Annotated in this window: 13 protein-coding genes and 1 pseudogene; 1 reads left to right on the plus strand and 13 read right to left on the minus strand. The window is 68.2% G+C overall.

Going from position 1 to position 15,922, the window contains the following annotated elements; all coding sequences use genetic code 11:
• Positions 1-260 precede the first annotated feature (260 nt).
• The 4 genes from ACFWWR_RS45980 to ACFWWR_RS45995 form a co-directional block, all read right to left on the minus strand.
• Positions 261-1,235 carry an NmrA family NAD(P)-binding protein gene (locus tag ACFWWR_RS45980; protein ID WP_383868409.1) on the minus strand — a complete coding sequence of 325 codons (975 nt, stop codon included), beginning with the start codon at positions 1,233-1,235 and terminating at the stop codon, positions 261-263.
• 34 nt (positions 1,236-1,269) lie between these two features.
• A complete protein-coding gene (locus ACFWWR_RS45985) occupies positions 1,270-1,569 on the minus strand; it encodes an alpha/beta fold hydrolase (RefSeq protein WP_384310290.1) in 300 nt (99 codons plus the stop codon).
• Positions 1,570-1,719: 150 nt separating this feature from the next.
• Complete coding sequence (locus tag ACFWWR_RS45990) at positions 1,720-2,418, minus strand: SDR family oxidoreductase (RefSeq protein ID WP_383868407.1); 699 nt, start codon at positions 2,416-2,418, stop codon at positions 1,720-1,722.
• A gap of 872 nt (positions 2,419-3,290) precedes the next feature.
• On the minus strand, positions 3,291-3,860 hold the full coding sequence (locus tag ACFWWR_RS45995; protein ID WP_383868405.1) for a TetR/AcrR family transcriptional regulator: 570 nt from the start codon (positions 3,858-3,860) through the stop codon (positions 3,291-3,293).
• An 845-nt stretch (positions 3,861-4,705) separates the two neighbouring features.
• On the opposite strand from ACFWWR_RS45995, the gene ACFWWR_RS46000 reads away from it, so the two are divergent.
• On the plus strand, positions 4,706-5,539 hold the full coding sequence (locus tag ACFWWR_RS46000) for a PIG-L family deacetylase (RefSeq protein WP_384310302.1): 834 nt from the start codon (positions 4,706-4,708) through the stop codon (positions 5,537-5,539).
• 279 nt (positions 5,540-5,818) lie between these two features.
• On the opposite strand, the gene ACFWWR_RS46005 is transcribed toward ACFWWR_RS46000, so the two are convergent.
• From ACFWWR_RS46005 to ACFWWR_RS46045, 9 genes and pseudogenes are all read right to left on the minus strand, one after another.
• Positions 5,819-6,964, minus strand: coding sequence for an L-dopachrome tautomerase-related protein (locus ACFWWR_RS46005; protein WP_384310293.1), 1,146 nt, complete (start codon positions 6,962-6,964; stop codon positions 5,819-5,821).
• A gap of 171 nt (positions 6,965-7,135) precedes the next feature.
• On the minus strand, positions 7,136-7,654 hold the full coding sequence (locus ACFWWR_RS46010; protein WP_383868401.1) for a nuclear transport factor 2 family protein: 519 nt from the start codon (positions 7,652-7,654) through the stop codon (positions 7,136-7,138).
• A 57-nt stretch (positions 7,655-7,711) separates the two neighbouring features.
• Positions 7,712-8,524, minus strand: coding sequence for an oxidoreductase (locus ACFWWR_RS46015; protein WP_383868520.1), 813 nt, complete (start codon positions 8,522-8,524; stop codon positions 7,712-7,714).
• 346 nt (positions 8,525-8,870) lie between these two features.
• Positions 8,871-10,844 carry a glycoside hydrolase family 97 catalytic domain-containing protein gene (locus ACFWWR_RS46020; RefSeq protein ID WP_384310295.1) on the minus strand — a complete coding sequence of 658 codons (1,974 nt, stop codon included), beginning with the start codon at positions 10,842-10,844 and terminating at the stop codon, positions 8,871-8,873.
• Between the two features lie 165 nt (positions 10,845-11,009).
• Complete coding sequence (locus tag ACFWWR_RS46025; protein ID WP_383868397.1) at positions 11,010-13,391, minus strand: carbohydrate binding domain-containing protein; 2,382 nt, start codon at positions 13,389-13,391, stop codon at positions 11,010-11,012.
• Complete coding sequence (locus ACFWWR_RS46030) at positions 13,388-13,927, minus strand: hypothetical protein (protein WP_383868395.1); 540 nt, start codon at positions 13,925-13,927, stop codon at positions 13,388-13,390. The genes ACFWWR_RS46025 and ACFWWR_RS46030 overlap by 4 nt, the downstream gene beginning before the upstream one ends.
• 14 nt (positions 13,928-13,941) lie before the next feature.
• Entirely contained in the window at positions 13,942-14,895 is a 954-nt protein-coding gene (locus tag ACFWWR_RS46035) for a glycosyl hydrolase (protein ID WP_383868393.1), read from the minus strand.
• A gap of 60 nt (positions 14,896-14,955) precedes the next feature.
• Complete coding sequence (locus tag ACFWWR_RS46040) at positions 14,956-15,219, minus strand: hypothetical protein (protein WP_384310297.1); 264 nt, start codon at positions 15,217-15,219, stop codon at positions 14,956-14,958.
• 553 nt (positions 15,220-15,772) lie between these two features.
• Positions 15,773-15,922: pseudogene (locus ACFWWR_RS46045) on the minus strand (IS5/IS1182 family transposase); the annotation flags it as partial.

Below are 15,922 nucleotides of genomic sequence, written 5' to 3' on the forward strand. Positions count from 1 at the left end.
TCCCACCCTAAGATTTTAAACTGGGGGCTCCAGCAAAAAACCCCCGTCGTAGTGTCCCCCTTGTAGTCTTACCGGGGGGGGGGGGCGGGGCCCCCCCCCCCCCACCGCCATGAACGGAATGTCGGTGGCATCAGAGGTAGTGCCCGGCAGCGCCCCGCATTCGGGGCGAGGTCACCGACCATCTCGGCCAGGACCGGTGATCCGGCAGGCAGGAACGGCGGCAACTCCCGCAACGGACCCGGCCCGGATCGCTAGGTGGTTCAGGCAGACGCCAGTTTCCGGATGCGCGGGTGGTTCTCCAGCGCCCACCGCACGGTCTTCGGCGGGCGTCCGAGCAGGGTTTCCAGCTGGTCGGTGACGCCGCGGTACCCCCCGCCACCCATCAGCCGGGTCAGGGTCTTCAGGTGCTCCGCGGTGTGCGGGAACGCGGCCAGGGCGGTGTCCACGTAGGTCTCGTTCCAGGTTTCGACGTCTTCGGGGACGTAGGTGACCTGGCGTCCCAGCGCGGCCGCGTAGTCCTCCGCGAACCCGTGCATGTCCTTCAGCTCCGGGCCGTTGAGCTCGTAGGACTTCGAGATGTGCGGCGCCGGGTCGGCCAGGATCTGCACGCACAGCTCCGCCACGTCGTAGCCCGCGATGGGCGCGAGCTGGTGGTGGCCGAAGGGCAGGCGTAGTTCACCGTCGCTCAGCGGGCCCAGCGCGAGCCAGGTCATCAAAGGGTTCTCGACGAACATGGCTGCCCGTATGTTGACGGTCGGGAGGCCGGACCAGTCCAGCACCTGCTCGGCGACCCAGTGGGCCCGTTGCTGCGGGGACCACTGCGTGACGAGTCCGCCGAGCCATTCACGCCGCTCTTCCTCCGGTGCTGTCATCTTCTCGAACGTCATGAACGACTGCTCGTACTCGGAGATGTTGACGAAGACCTCGATGTCGCCCTGGGCCCGCGCCGCCGCGGCCATCAGGCTGACGGCGTCGGTGTAGTACGGCGACAGGCTCATGCTGAAGTAGATGCGGCGGCAGCCCTGCAGCGCGGCGGTCACGTCGGCGATGTCGAGCAGGTCACCGACGAAGATCTCGGCTCCTGCCCTGCGGAGCGAGTGCGCGCGTTCGTCGTCCTGGCGCACGAACGCGCGCACCGGGTGCCCTTGGTCAAGCAGCATGTCGACCATCGTTCGGCTCACACCACCGATTTCGCCGGCGGCACCGGTGATCAGGATGGGGTTGCGCTCTGGCATCAGTACGTCCTCTGTCTGGTTGAGGTGGGTCGTGTCATCGGGGTGCCGGGCCGTCGATGCGGGCGAGGAAGTCGAGGAGTGCGGCGTTGACCTCGGCTGGACGCTCCTGCTGTGTCCAGTGCCCGCATCCCGGCAGCACCATCGGGCCGTGCAGTAGTGGCGCGACAGCGCTCAGCGGGTTGCCCGATCCGCCCTGGCCACGGAAGACTCCGCCGGCCACGGCGCGGATCTTGTCCGGTCGCAGCATGGCCGTTGTCCGGGCCACGGGCGCACCCCAGTTGTGGCCCACGACGACCGTCTGCTCCTCCCCCAGTTCGCCGATCAGGGTGATCACGTCGCCGACGAGGTGGAGCAGGGTGTACGACGTGACGTCCGGCGGCTGCTCGCTGCGGGCGTACCGCGCTGGTCGGGGGCGGCGACCCGGTACCCGGCCGCCGCCAGGCCACGCGGATCTCCTTGAAGTGCGTGAGCGCGTGCTACTGCTTCACTTCAGCTGGGCGTACATGTCTTCCAGGTCGGCGGAGAGCTGGGACTTGACCCAGCGGGTGATGTCGTCGGCCAGCACCTCGTGCGCGCCTGACTCGATGCCGTCGAGTGCGGCCACGGCGATGTCGCGGGGGTCGGCCTTGGGTGCGTCGACGCCCGAGGTCATGTCGGTGTCCACGTAGGCCATGTGGAGCCCGGTCACCGCGATGCCGCGCGGCCGCAACTCCAGGCGCAGGGAGTTGGTCTGCGACCACAGGGCGGCCTTCGAGGCGCCGTAGGGCGTGCCGTCGGCCAGCCAGGACAGGGCGGAGTGGGCGTTGAGGATGTGGCCCCCGCCGTTGCGCTCGATGATCGGCACGAAGGCCCGGGTGACCAGCAGCGGCCCGTAGAAGTTGGTCTCCAGATCCCGGCGCACGTCCTCCATCGGGGAGTCGAGGTACGAAGCGCGGACGGAGGCGCCGGCGTTGTTGATCAGGATGGTGACGTCCTGGGCCTGTTCGGCGGCGGCTGCCACAGATGCCGGGTCGGTGGCCTCGAGCGCCAGCGCAACGGCTTTGGGGTGGGTCACCGAGCGCGGGTCACGGGCCGTGGCGTAGACCTTGCCGGCCCCGCGCGCATAGAGCTCCTCGACCAGCATCTTGCCGATGCCACGGCTGCCTCCGGTGACGAAGACGTTGGCTCCCTTGATTGCTGTCATGACTCACTCCACGAAGATAGAAACCGATCGGTTTTCACCACCGTAAACCGATCGGTTTTGTCATGCAAGTCGCTTGGGTGCCGATGACACGGCGCGCGGTGTCGAGGTGGAGCCGGGCGGAGCTGATGCGTCGGGGGCTGGCCTCGTATCCGTCGGCGGAGTCCGTACTTGTCCGGCGCAGGCCGGTGAAGCCGCTGGCCCACCGACAGCGATCGACGTGGCCTTGCCGGCCGGCCTCAGGCGGGACTTCTGCGGAGGGACTCGAGGAGTGCTGCGCCGTGCGCCTCGGTGTCGCCGATCCCGACCGTTGCCCTGCGCGCCGACGAGGGCTCGGCGACAAAGGGCGGCCGCTGCCGGCGGCGCAATGACCGCTCAAGTGCTGCGGGCGGGTCGACGAGGCGTGCGACGACAGGGATGACAGGCGCCACGGCCGCGAGGACCTTTGCAGCGACGCGGCCTCCCGACGAGAGGGCCAGTCCGCAGGGGCCGGCGGGCGGCAAGCAGGCCCCGCGTGCCAGGGCGGACGAAAACGCGCGGCTGATCTTGGCGCGCCCCGAAATGCTCCTGGGGCAGATGCAGGGATACGCCGTCGTCGCGGCCGCGAAGGCGGAGGACGATGACCAGCTGGGCGAGCTCGTCCGGGCCGGCCGGATGAGACTGTCGGAAACCGTGCACCTGTCGCCTGGGCGCCGACGTCCACGAGACCGCAAGCTTCTTTGCCTGCGGCATGCTCGGCAACGCCGTTACGGCCATCAACCTCCGATGGCCGGGAAGCAAGGGCGTGAAGCCGTGAGTGCTACTCCGGCTGCCGGAGACGGGCATCAACCCGAAAGAGCGCTTCGGTCGCCGAGCCTGCTCAAAGACGGAGCGCGTCAGCGCATGTCTGCCGCATTGAGCAGGGCGGCCACAGTGGGTGCGATGAGCCCGGTCAGGTTGTCGGCCTGGATTCCTGCGCGGGCGCTGGCGCCGTCGAAGATCAGGATGAGCTGCCGGGCCAGCAGGTCGGGATCGCTCGCGCCACCCTGCTCGGCCTCGGAACGGAAAAAGGCCGTCAGGTTCGCTTTGATCTGGTGGGCCACCCGGCTCGCGGGATGGGTCTGATCCTTGAGCTCGATCTGCACAGCCAGGTACCGGCAGCCTCGGAAATCGGGGACACCCGCCTGCGACTCCAGCTGCTCGAAGACGTGCAGGATCCTCTCGCGGGGTGAGCGGCCATCGTCCGCCGGGGGCAGGAGGTTCGCCACGAAAGCAGCGGCACGCTCCTTCAGGCTCGCCGCCAGCAGTTCGTCCTTGCTCTCGAACAGCTGGTACATGGAGCGCTTCGACACCCCCGCCGCCTTGCACAGCGCCTCGACGCCGATGCCGACACCGTCTCGGTAGGTGAGCGTGGCCGCCGCCTCCAGCAGCCGCTCTCTGGGACTTGGCTTCACTTTGGTGGTCATACCGCGAGGTTAACTCGAATCGGACGAAATAAAAACCGATCGGTTTCCCGGAGGTGCCGGGGAGATACCCGGCGCCGCGCAGACGTCTGAAGGCCGCTCAGAGGCTCGGCGACGGTCTTGGGAAAGAGGCCGTCGCCGAGCCGTGATCGCATCACCACCGCCCGCATGTCGGCAACACCAAGCACGCGGTCGTCGGTGTCATCCTCGCCGCGGCCGACGGTGGCGCCGAAAGGCGTTCGAGGCGGTCTGCGCGGGCCCCAGCTCGTGGTCGTACCTGAGGGCGAGCGGCAGTGGGGCCGCCTCGTCACGCGCCGCTGTTCAACCAGGTGGCGACCAGGCGGCCAATAGCGAGGGCCGCTGAACGACGTCGATATCCGAACGACGTCGATGTCTGATCACCGCAGCCGCGGTCCCGGGGCCCGTCATCCCGGGTGACAACGGGCGCGGGCTCGGTTTCCCGCCTCTCGCCCGCGCGGCTCGCCCGGCCCGCGGCACTGCTCATCGACGCAGGCCATGCCGCCGAGGAGCCAGAGACGCCCGCCCTCGAAGGGCCTTGCGCACCCGACATCTTCGCAAGCGGTGACGGTCCGGTCAGGCGGCTCGCGTTTCCCCGTGTCGATCGAGGAGAACCCGCTCCTCTGGGAGCGGCCGTTCGAAGCGGCAGACTCGTCCACGACGAAGGGGTCAACCAGAGCTACCTCGGCGCGGGTATCTCGCGGCAGACGCGACGGCCGGGACCATGGTTCCTGGCCGCCAAGGAGACAGACTCGGCGGGCTGCGGGCGGCGACATACCGCTGTGCCGCAGACTGGCACCGATCACTTGACCGACCAGGGGATGGATTTCATGACTGACCGGCCTTTGACGCTGATGGCAGTGCACGCCCACCCGGACGACGAGGCTACGGGCACAGGGGGTGTCCTGGGGCGTTATGCGGCGGAGGGCATCCGCACGGTGCTCGTCACCTGCACCGACGGTAGCTGCGGTGACGGTCCGGGGGGTGCCAAGCCTGGCGACCCCGGGCATGATCCAGCTGCCGTTGCCGTGCTGCGTCGAGGCGAGCTCGAAGCGAGCTGTGACGTGCTGGGGGTCGGTCATCTTGAGCTGCTCGGGTACGCCGACTCCGGGATGATGGGCTGGCCGGCCAACACCGCGCCCGGATCGTTCTGGAGTACGCCCGTGGATGAGGCAGCCGCTCGGCTGGCCGAACTGATGCTGCGTTACCAGCCCGATGTCGTCGTGACCTACGACGAGAACGGGTTCTACGGCCACCCCGATCACATCCAGGCGAACCGGATCACGATGGCAGCGTTGTCGCTGACCGGGATGGCGTCGAAGGTGTACTGGACGACGGCGCCGCGCTCGATGATGAAGAAGTTCGGGGAGATCATGCGCGAGTTCGGCGCGGACTGGGAGGAGCCGGATCCGTCCGAGGCCGGAGAGGGGCCCGAAATCGGCCTGCCCGACGAGGAGATCACCACGTGGGTGGACACCACTGAATTCGGCAGCCAGAAGTTCGACGCGCTGGCCGCGCATGCCAGCCAGGGTGAGAACATCTTCTTCCTGCGGATGGGCAAGGAGAGGTTCACGCAGCTCATGGGCGTGGAGACGTTCGTCCGGGTTCACGACACCACCGGCACGCCCCTGCCGGAGAACGACCTCTTCGCCGGCCTACGCTGAACTCCGGGCGGCGGCCGTCCCTCGGACACACGGAGAACCGCAGACTGCACCCTCTGCGCCCCGGGCCGGGTCTCCCAGGAGGACCGCTCCTGGCAGGCATCCGGTGTCGATCAGCATCCGGATGCTGGGGCTGACAGCGACCGCGCCTACCTGCTTGGGCAAGGGCCCACCTCTGCCCCGCCCGCGACCAGGTCCGCGTCCGGGTCGAGGTCGACCGCTGCACGGCTGGGGTGCGCACCGGGACAGCGACCAGGCATCCACTTGGGCGAGCCGGCGAGGTCACACGAGCCTGACCGGCCCGGCGTCGATCGGCAGGCGGACCAGGAGATAGGGCTTGCGGCGCAGGTCCTTGCCCTCGTGGAAGGGCGACAGCCGGTTGAGCTGGTTGGCGATGGCGTACAGGTGCCGGTCCGAGGCGACGGACAGGGTGTCGACCCAGAGCAGGTCGCTCCCCTGGGCGAGGGTCCGGTAGGTGCCGTTCGGGCTCCTGCGCCAGATCGCGTTGTGTTCGAGGTCGCCGCCGTAGAGCCGCCCCATGTCGTCGCTCTCCAGGCCGTCGGCCATCGGCTTGAACCCGAGGTCCTCGACCGTCGCCGCCACCTCGGCGTCCGTGGCGTCCGGGTCGGCGAGGGTGTCGGTGGACACGCTGTGCAGTCGGCGGCTGGAGAGCGGGCAGTAGTAGAGGCGCGTGCCGTCGGCGCTGAGAGCGATGCCGTCGGAGCCGGTCTCGTAGTACGTGGGCTCGCCGCCCGCGGGGCGGATCATGAAGGGCTCGCCCTCGATGACCGGAAGGAACTCCTCGTCCGCGAGTGCCGAGGGATGCCCGGCCAGTCGCCGCCAGGAGCGGCCCGTGGCGAGGTCGACCACGATCACCCCGTTGGAGCCGCCCGAGTCGGTGATGAAGGCCATGCCTTCGGCGCCGCGCCGCAGGTCGAAGCGCACGTCGTTGGGGTAGCTGCTCGCCGGCACCACCTCGGGCGGGAAGAGGATCTTCCGTACGATCCGGTCCGTGCGCAGGTCGACCGCCACGAGCTTGGGACCGCCGTAGGAGGACCCGGCGAACCCCGGGCTTCCGGTGTCGAGGATCCACAGCCGGTCGGCCGGGTCGACGACGACGCTCTGCACCGACTGGAAGTGCCCGGCCAGGTCGGAGGCGTCCTGGCGGTTCACCTCGGCGTCGGGGTAGGCCACAGGCTTCCCACCCCGCAGTTCGGCGACGGTGAACGGGGCGTCGTCGCCCCAGCGGGGAAAGTTGACGAAGACCCGGCCGCGGCGCGAGACGGTGACACCGGTCGGCATCGCGCCCCAGAAGCGGGCAACGACCTCGTAATCTCCGGCTGTTGAACCGTAGGCGTAGGCAGGCCCGGCGAGTTGGGTGGCGGCCAGCGAGGCGGTGGTCGCCGTAAGGAACGTACGTCGTTTCATGCGAGCGTCTCCTGCTGGGTCAAGTCGCCGGAGCGCGCGGCGAGTTGCCGCATCACCTCGGCGCGTGGGGGGATCGGCCGGACGCTGCGAAGCGCCCGCCGAAGACATCGCCTGCTGCTACGCCACTCCTGGAAGGGCAACGGAGACAAACGCCCACTGGACCTGGTTCTCTCAGGTCCGCCGGGCTGCCGGCCGGGTCAGCGGGACCACGCGGCGGTCCCCGAAGGTGACCATCGCGTGCACGGGCGCGGCGCTGGCGCGCATGAGCGCCGCGAGGCCCGGGCGGCCCTGCCGACGGGCGAGCTTCGGCCCCAAGGTGATCATCAGGGCGGTGAGGGCCGGCATCGGACGCCCGAAGAGCGTGATCTCCTTGATGTGTGCCTCGTCGTCGAGCCGGAGCAGTTGCGCCTCCTCGAACGGCTGGGATCCCACCCGCGCCCGGTAGAACAGCGCGTACGCGTCGCCCTCGCCGGTCCGAGTGTGGAAGCGGATGTCCTCGACCGCCATGAACGCCGAGGTCAGGAAGGAGCGCAGCTGGTCGGGTCCTTCGAGGCGGAACTGATCGGTGAGCGGCGAGCTGAGCACGACGTCCCTGCTCAGGCACGCGACCGCGGCGTCGACGTCACCGCGTTCTGAGGCGGCGCGCCAGCTCGCGACGGTAGCGGCCGCGGAGTGCAGGGTCTCGGACATGGGTCTCTCCCGGTATCAACGGCGCGAACGGGTTTGCGGGTGACGGGGTGGGAGGTGTCAGCCGGCCAGCTTGTTCATCGTGCGGATCTGCTTGTCCAAGACCCAGGCGGGAACGAAGCGGAGCAGGCGCGCGCGCCCGGCCATGGGGCCGGCGGCGTAGCGCAGTTTCGGCTTCGCGTCGGTCGCTGCCGCGACGATCGCCTTGGCGACAACGGCGGGGTCGTCGCCGCCCTTGATCGCCTCTGTCATCAGGCGGTCGAAGACGTGGCGCTGATCCGCGTAGACCGGCAGGGGCGTGTCGGGCTTCGCACTGTTGGCCTCGAATCCGGTCCGGGTGTAGGCGGGTTCGACGAGAAGCGACCGGACGCCGTACTCCCGGACCTCGTGGTCCAGGGACTCGGAGTAGCCCTCGATCGCGTGCTTGGACGCGCCGTAGACGGCCATGTAGGGAGCGGGGATGAAGCCCTGTACGGACGAGAGGTTGATGATGCGCCCGCGTCCCTGAGCACGCATGTGCGGCAGGACCTCCTTCACCATGCGCATGACGCCGAAGACGTTGATGTCGAACACGTTTTGGGCCTGCGCGACGGAGGTCTCCTCGGCCGCGCCTATCGAGCCGATGCCGGCGTTGTTGACCAGGACGTCGATCCGCCCGAACCGCTCGATCACCTGCTGGACCGCGGCGGTGACCGACTTGTCACTGGCCACGTCGAGGTCGAGGAACGTCACACCGTGGAGCGCGGTGACGCGTGAGGTGTCGCGGCCTGTGCCGGCCACGTTGAAACCCGCTGCGACCAACGCGAGGGCGGCTTCCTTTCCGATGCCGGATGACGCACCCGTCACCAGTGCCACCGGCCGATTCGTCGTCATCATGCACTCCCGAACTCATCTGGGAAACCGATCGGTTTCTCCTTGCCTTCACTGTAAACCGATCGGTTTCCATGCACAAGTTCAAACAGGCAACTGATCCCGGGCCGTGTCACCAGCTGACTTCACGTTGAGCTGACCGGCGCCAGCCAGCATGGCGACACGGGCCGGATGAGCAGGCAGGAGAGCCGCGAGAGCGTCATCCCCGCGCCGCGATCGCCGAGTTCGCGCTCAGGGGCTACTACGGGCACCTCTGCCGAGGCGATGGCCAAGCGCGTCGGTGGGACGCAGCCGTACCTCTCTTGACCGGAGCGTCAAGCGCCACTGAGCGGCAGCGGATCTCGCGGCGTCAGCTCGGCCTGAGGACGACCGCCTGACCACCCGCGCTGGTCATCACCATGCTCAGAGTCGTCGAGGAGGTGACCGTCCGGGTGCTGACCACGGTGGGCGTGGCACGCGGGACGGTTCCCGCCGTTCCGTCCGCGTAAATGGTGGCGGTGTAGCTGACGCCACTGTCGAGGAAGTCCAGCGGGACCGACAGGGTGCGGGCGGTCTCGTTGGTCATCGCGCCGAGGAACCAGGTGGTACCGCTGCGGCGGGCGACCGCGACGTACTCGCCGATCGAACCGGCGAGGGTCTTGCTCTCGTCCCACGTGGTGGGGACCGCGTCGAACCACGACAGTCCGGGCCAGTTGGCGGTGGTGGCGTAAGACGACGGTGTGGAGTACCAGTAGAGGAAGTTGAGGGGCTGGTAGTACACCGCCGCCATCGCCAACTGGTGGTTGTTGGTCGTCAGGTTGCGGGACTGCCCGTAACAGATGGTGTAGTCCATCGGGCCGCCGACGTTGCGGGCGAAGGGCAGGGTCACGTTGTGGGTGGCGGTGGGGAACTGCTCGTTGCCCCGGACGCCCTCCAGGCTGATCCAGTTGGGGTAGGTGCGCTCGTAGCCGAACGGCCGCACGTTGTCGTGCATGTCGATCAGCAGGTTGTACTTGGCGGCGGTCTTGGCCCAGGTGATGATCTGGTTGGTCATGGTCTGGGTGCCGTCGTTGATGAATCCGAGCTTGATTCCGGCCACGCCCCAGCTCTTGTAGAGGGCGAACAGGGTGTCGGGGTCGGTCAGGGCCAGACGGTTGACGTAGAGGAAGACGCCGATGCCGTTCGACGTGGCATGGTTGATCACCATGGGCAGGTCGATCTCCGGGATCGCCGCGGTCGCGTTGGTGGTGGTGAACTCCGGCCCGTACCATCCCGCGTCGTACTCGATGTAGTCCAGGCTGCGGGCGACGGCGAAGTCCACGCCGGCGATTCCCGCGGCGGTGGTCAGGTTGCAGCGGAACACCTTGCCCGGCCGGATCCACGTCGTGTCGGTCAGGATGTTGGCCGGGGCCAGGTTGAGCACGAGTTCGGCGTTGTCGACCAGGTCGGTGTCGTCGGAGCCGAGGACGAGCACCCGCCACGGGGTGGCGAACGGCGTGGTGACGGTGGAGGTGGTCTGCACCGGGCCGCTGCCCCGGGCGGTCTTCTTCAGCAGGTACGTCTTGAGTGTGTTGCTCTGCCCGGAGACCGACGTGAGCATCGCTCGCGGGTAGTTGACGCGGGAGGACTCACAGACGCAGGCGCGCAGCCCGCTGTCCAGGGTGACCAGCAGCGGCATGTCGGTGAGGGGGCCGACGTCCGTGCCTGACGTGCCGGTGGAGGGGATCGCGTCCGGTGCGACGGCGCTGTACACGTTCTCGTCCCGGGCGCTGTGGACCAGGGTGCCGCCGGGGAACACGAAGCCGGTCAGCTCGTCCGAGATGGTGACGCTCCCCGTGTCGAGCAGCGTGTAGCGCAGCGCGACTCCGGTGTTGTAGGCGCGTATCTGGATGCCGAAGGAGACGCCGCCGGCGGTGTCCTGCAGCTTCCAGCGCATTTCCTGGTAGTGGTCGCGGATCGTCGCGTTGCGTCCGTACACCGGGGTCCAGGTGCTGTCCTTGGTCCAGTGCTGGTAGGTCGTCATCACGGTGTTGGCGGTGCCCAGCGTGGTGCCGTCGCTCATCGCGAGTCCGAGCACCGAGGTGTCGAGGACCGTCGTGCCGGCGCGCTTGAGCGACCAGGAGAGCGCTCCGCCGACCAGCGACACCGTGATCTTGTTGCTGCCGTCCGGTGACGTGGCGGTCATGGCGGCGTCGGCCGCGTGAGCCTCCCCCAATCCGGCGAGGCTCAGCGAGGCGGCCCCCACCGTGACCGCCGCTCCCTTGAGGACTCCACGCCGGGACAGCGTTCCGGGGCGGGCGGCTTCGTGCAGGCCGAGCTGTTCCCGACGTCGTGACGTTTCCATGATTTTGTACATCTCTCCCTTGAGTGAGTCGCGCCCGGTCGAACGAGGGAGAGCGTGGGCGTGCCGCACGGACTCGGTCCGTGATCAGACGGGCACGCCCACGCCCAGGTCTCACACGACTACCGAAGCGTCGTGTGGGTCGATGCGTTCACTGCTCGATGTCGTTCACTGCTCGGTCAGGGTGACCTCGTCGCAGTAGCCGTCGCCGGTTCCGGAGACGAGGTGGCAGTAGATGCGCGCGGTGGTCACACCTGCCCCTGTCGTGAAGGTCGTCGACTGTTTCGAGTAGGTGCTCGACGTGGTCGAGGCGCTCGTGACGGCGGAACCGTTGTAGAGCTTGGCCTCCAGTGCCGTCGTGGTGCCGGCGGTCTGGCTCCTGATCGCGCCGCTCAGCCGGTAGGTGGTGTTCGGCTCGAGGGTGTAGACCAGTTGCCACAGGGTGCTGCCGCTCAGCGACGAGTTCGCCAGTCCGGCGGCGTTGCCGTTGGACGAGGTGCCCGTGAGCGAGAAGTCGCCATTGCGCCAGGGCACGGTGTGGCCGGACTCGAAGTTGCCGTTGATCACGTGGTTCTTGACGGGAGTGACGGCGAGATCGTCGCAGTAGCCGTTGCTGCTGCCCGTGCTCTTGTAGCAGTACAGGCGCACGGTGCTGTTCGCCGCCCCGGTGGTGAAGTCGGCGGACACGAAGGTCCACCCGGTGCCGCTGGCGCTGGCCGCCGTTTCGAGGCCACCGGTGTTCTTGACTCCGATGTTCATGACCTCACCGGCGACAGCGGACTTCACCCAGCCCGAGACGCGGTAGGTCGTGCGGGGCGCGACCGGGACGAACTGTTCCACGGAGGCGGGCGACGGCCCGACCCGGGCCGCCCAGGTTCCGCTGTGGGCGCCCGAGTTCACCACCGAGGCGGAGTTCCACGCGCTCCATGCCGTGAGCGATCCCTTCTCGAAGCCGAGGTTCTCGTTCGCGAGGCAGGTCGCGTCGGAGGGCGAGCTGAACTGGTCGGCGCCGATGTCGGGTGCGCAGACCGAGGGGACGGGCGATCCCCAGTAGTCCTTGCCGCCGTTGTCGGGGATGACGACTCCCGCGCCGATGGCCGGAGACGACGCGGTGAGCTGGTAGCCCGCGACGCTGCCGATGCCGGTGTCGCCGCTGCCGGGCGAGGCCAGCAGGGGATCCGCGGTGATGTTTCCGTTGCCGGCCGGCTCGCTTGCCGGGTGGTTGCCGTAGAAGAGGTTGTTCCGCCAGGAGAAGTTCGAGGCCGGCTGGCCGGTGGTGTAGACGTAGCCGCCGCTGCCCAGGTTGTAGACGAGGTTGTTGGCGAGCGTGAGGTCGTTCCAGGCGCCTGAGACCTCGAAGATGTTCGCGGTGGATCCCGAGGGGACGTAGATGGTGTTGTTGTAGAACGTGGAGTCCTGGGACCCGAGCATGTTGATGACGCGGAGACGGTCGTTCTCGCTGACGTTGTAGCGGGCCACCGCGTTGCTGCTGAGGCGTGATCCTCCGCCGCAGCCGCAGAAGAGGAGGAACCCTCCCTCGTTGTCGTGGCTGTAGTTGTACTGGACGATGGTGCCGTCCTGCCCGTAGTCGACGTCGAAGCCCTGGCCGTCGGGGTTTCCGGAAGTCTTCTTGGTCCCGTACGCCTCGTTGTACTGGATCACGGTGCCGTCGGAGTCCCAGGCCCAGATGCCGGCGTTCGCGGAGTTCCCCTTGGCCGCGTTGTAGACGACGTTGTGCTCGATGAGAGCGTCCTTCGACATCTGTACGACGATGCCGTCGCCGTCCGTGTCATGGACGGTGTTGTTCTTGACGACCACACCGGTCCAGGGGGTCCAGGCGGGGTTGTTGCAGCCGATGGACGGCCGGCACAGCCAGGTGCTGGACATGTTGATACCGCTGCGGGCGATGTCGGCCACGGTGTTGCCGTCGATGACCACGTCGTTGAAGGCGCTCGGCGTCGTGGTCCCGAGAACGGCGAAGAGGATTCCGGCGCTGCCGTCGACTTCCTTCGACTGATTGCCGTTCACGTCGTGGACGTTGAGGTTGCCGATCTTGTAGTGGTTCCCGGTCCCGTAGTTCTCGAGCACCACGTAGACACCGCGCCGCGCGTTCGCGCCCTTCACGGCACCGGTGTTCGTCACCTCCAGGTTGGAGATCTCCCAGTACTCCTGGTTGTGCAGGTAGATCGCGTCCGTGCCGCCGCCTCCGGCGATGATCGGCAGGGCGCCCGTGCCGTAGGCGTCCATGGTGATCGACCCACCTGCCGCGCTGCCCGAGCCCAGCGGGTGCAGGGTGCCGGTGCAGGTCGTCCCTCTCTTCAGCAGCAACTGGTCCCCCGGTGCGAAGGTCTTCGCGTTCGGGCCCGCCAGTGAGTTCCACGGCGAGTCGGAGGTGCCGGTGCCGTTGGCTGCCGCCGAGCAGTCCACGTAGTAGTTCGTGCCCGCCGCCTGTGCCGGTGCGGCCGGCGTCAGCGCCACCGCGGCGCAGGCGAGCAGCATGGTGACGACCGTGCCGGCGATGAACCGTCTTATCTCTGCGATGTGTCTCATGATGCCTCTCCCCGTACAACGCTGTCGGGATGGGTGGGTGAGCTCCCCGTGACCTTGCGGAGCGCGGCGACGATTGCCTGCGTCGGAGCAGCGCGGTTCGGCCAGTCGGCGGTGACGTGTCCGTCGCCGCCGATCAGGAGTGTGTGGAGCCGGCCGTCCCTGGGCAGGTCTGCGCCGGCGGATGCCGAGTCCGCGGCGACCACGAGTGCCGACGGGATGGACCAGTTGGCCGCGAAGTTCTGCAGGGCGGCGTCGGTCGTGTGGCCGTCGGAGTCGGTGATGAGGACCCGGACGTCGGGGTACTGCACCGCCACGCTCTTGAGCGACGGGATCTGGCTGCGTGCGTGTGCGGCGTCGACGTTTCCCTGGTCGTCGACCGGTAGGGCGGAAATGACGGTCGGGCCGGTGACGGCGATCCGGTTCCCGTCGAGCAGGGTCACACCGGAGCCGGCCCGTTCTTCGGCTTGGCATGCGGTGACGAACAGCAGCGCGGCGACGAACGGGATCATCCCCGCCCGACGGGCCCCTGCTGTCACGCGTCGGATTCCTCTCACCGGACCGGCCCTTCGAGAGGCAGGACGGGGGCCTCAAGGGCTTCGTCGCGGTCGCACACGAGGGTGTCTCCACTCACCCGCAGGCGGGCGGCCTGGATCGAGCTCCGGCGGTCGTTGTGGCCGCTGTGCTGTCCGGGGCCCTCCTCGGATCGCCCGGGGTGCGAGAAGTAGAAGACGAACGCGCCGAGTTCGCTGGTGACGACATCGGCGTGGTAGCCGTAGCCCCCGTCGTCCGGGCCCTGCCCGGGACGATCGAGGATGAGTCCTCGCGGTTCCCATGTCTCCAGGTCCCGTGAGTGAAGAACCCGCTGTCCATGCCATTCGTCGACGAGCATCCAGTAGCTGCCGCCGAGTTCGAAGACGTTCGGGCCTTCGTGCTTCGAGCACTCGACGGCGGGCCCCCGGACGGTCCACCGCGCCAGATCGTCGCTGTCCGCCGCGTAGGTGTGCGCGTCATCGGCCTCGTCCTTGTACCACATGCGGTAGCCGCCTGTGGGGAGCCGCAGGACGCAGGCGTCGATCACTCTCTCGGACGAGAGCGACAGGGTGGAACGGTAAGTCCATGAGAAGAGGTCGTGGCTCGTGTAGTGACGGATCACGCGTGCATGACCCTCCCACTGGGTCGGAACACCGCGGATCACGCTGACGAACATGTGGTACTCGGTTCCGTCGTCGACGATCTCGGGCGCCCAGTAGGTATGCCGCCCGGACTCGATGTCCAGCCCCTCGGCGATGCCCCGGTACAGCCAGGTGGCTCCTCCGTCCGAGGAGGACGCGATCCCGATGTCGCTCCCGTGCACCCAGCTCACGTCGTTCATCGGTGGCGCGTCGGCGCGACGGCTCGTGTAGAACATCCACCACTCGCCGGCGGGCCGGTTCCAGATGACGGTGGGGTCGGTCGCGCCGTCGTGAACGGGGTCTCGGAACAGGGGGCGGTCAATGGCTGTCATCGGTTCGTCCCAGGGGTCGTGAGCGGTCGGTACGACGAGGTCGTCAGCTCTGCCGGTGCGTCAGGCGGAACACGTGCAGGAGAGCGGTTCGAGTTCGGCGCGGAGGACGCCGTCGGTGATGGTGGTCCCGGTGGCGGTGCGCGAAGTGACGCGGTCGGGCCGGTCCGCGGTGAACGTCGCCTTGGAGCTGCTTCCGCGGACGCCCGATCCGCCGTTGAAGGAGGCGGCGCCGCAGGCGGACAGCCCGGAGGCGCCGAGCGCATCACCGGCGGATACGGCGAGGAAGGAGCTTATGTCGGGAGGCGTCGTGGACGACTCGGGCATGGGTGAGGGCCTTTCGGGGGGGGCACGTACGGCGAATGCGAGGCGGCATGCGGGACTGCCGCGGGAGCGAAACGGGGAGGACGGCGGCCGCCGGTGACGCCGGCTCGCTCGGCACCGGGGCGAGACGGTCTGGACCGGGTGCTCCCGTCTGCGTGGACGGGCGCCCGTACCGGTGCCAGGGGGCCGCGAGTGCGACGGTGGTCGCGTCCGCGGTGAGTCACAGGGGCGGCTCCAGTGCCCAGTTGACTCGACGTCAGTCATGGCCGACATCTCACTGTCACTGAAATGACCGGTTTCTTGGGCTCTGTTCGGATGTATCGGCTATTTCCATCCGAGGAAACCGGTTGACTGAAACTTTCGCGAACGTTAGGTTGCGTCGCCAGACGGTGTCAAGGGGTCGGAATGAGTCACCGCAGGCCGCAGCAGCGGACCAGGACCACACACCCACGGGGGGGAAGCACGTGGGAACAGCCCGTCCGGGCCAGGCGCGTGAATGTGGCACACGCGGCCGGGGTGTCCATGGCCACCCTGTCCAAGCTGCTTAGGGGTCCTTTCAGAATGCTGGGTCCTTGCGGGCGAGGGTCATGCAGTGGGCGAGTTGCAGGAACGCGTCGTGCATGTCGTCTCGGGTTTCCCAGCGGGTTCGTAAGCGGCGGGGGCCGTGGAGCCAGGCGATGGCGGACTCGGCAACCCATCGCACACG

The organism is Streptomyces sp. NPDC058678, assembly GCF_042714835.1.
GTDB lineage: Bacteria > Actinomycetota > Actinomycetes > Streptomycetales > Streptomycetaceae > Streptomyces.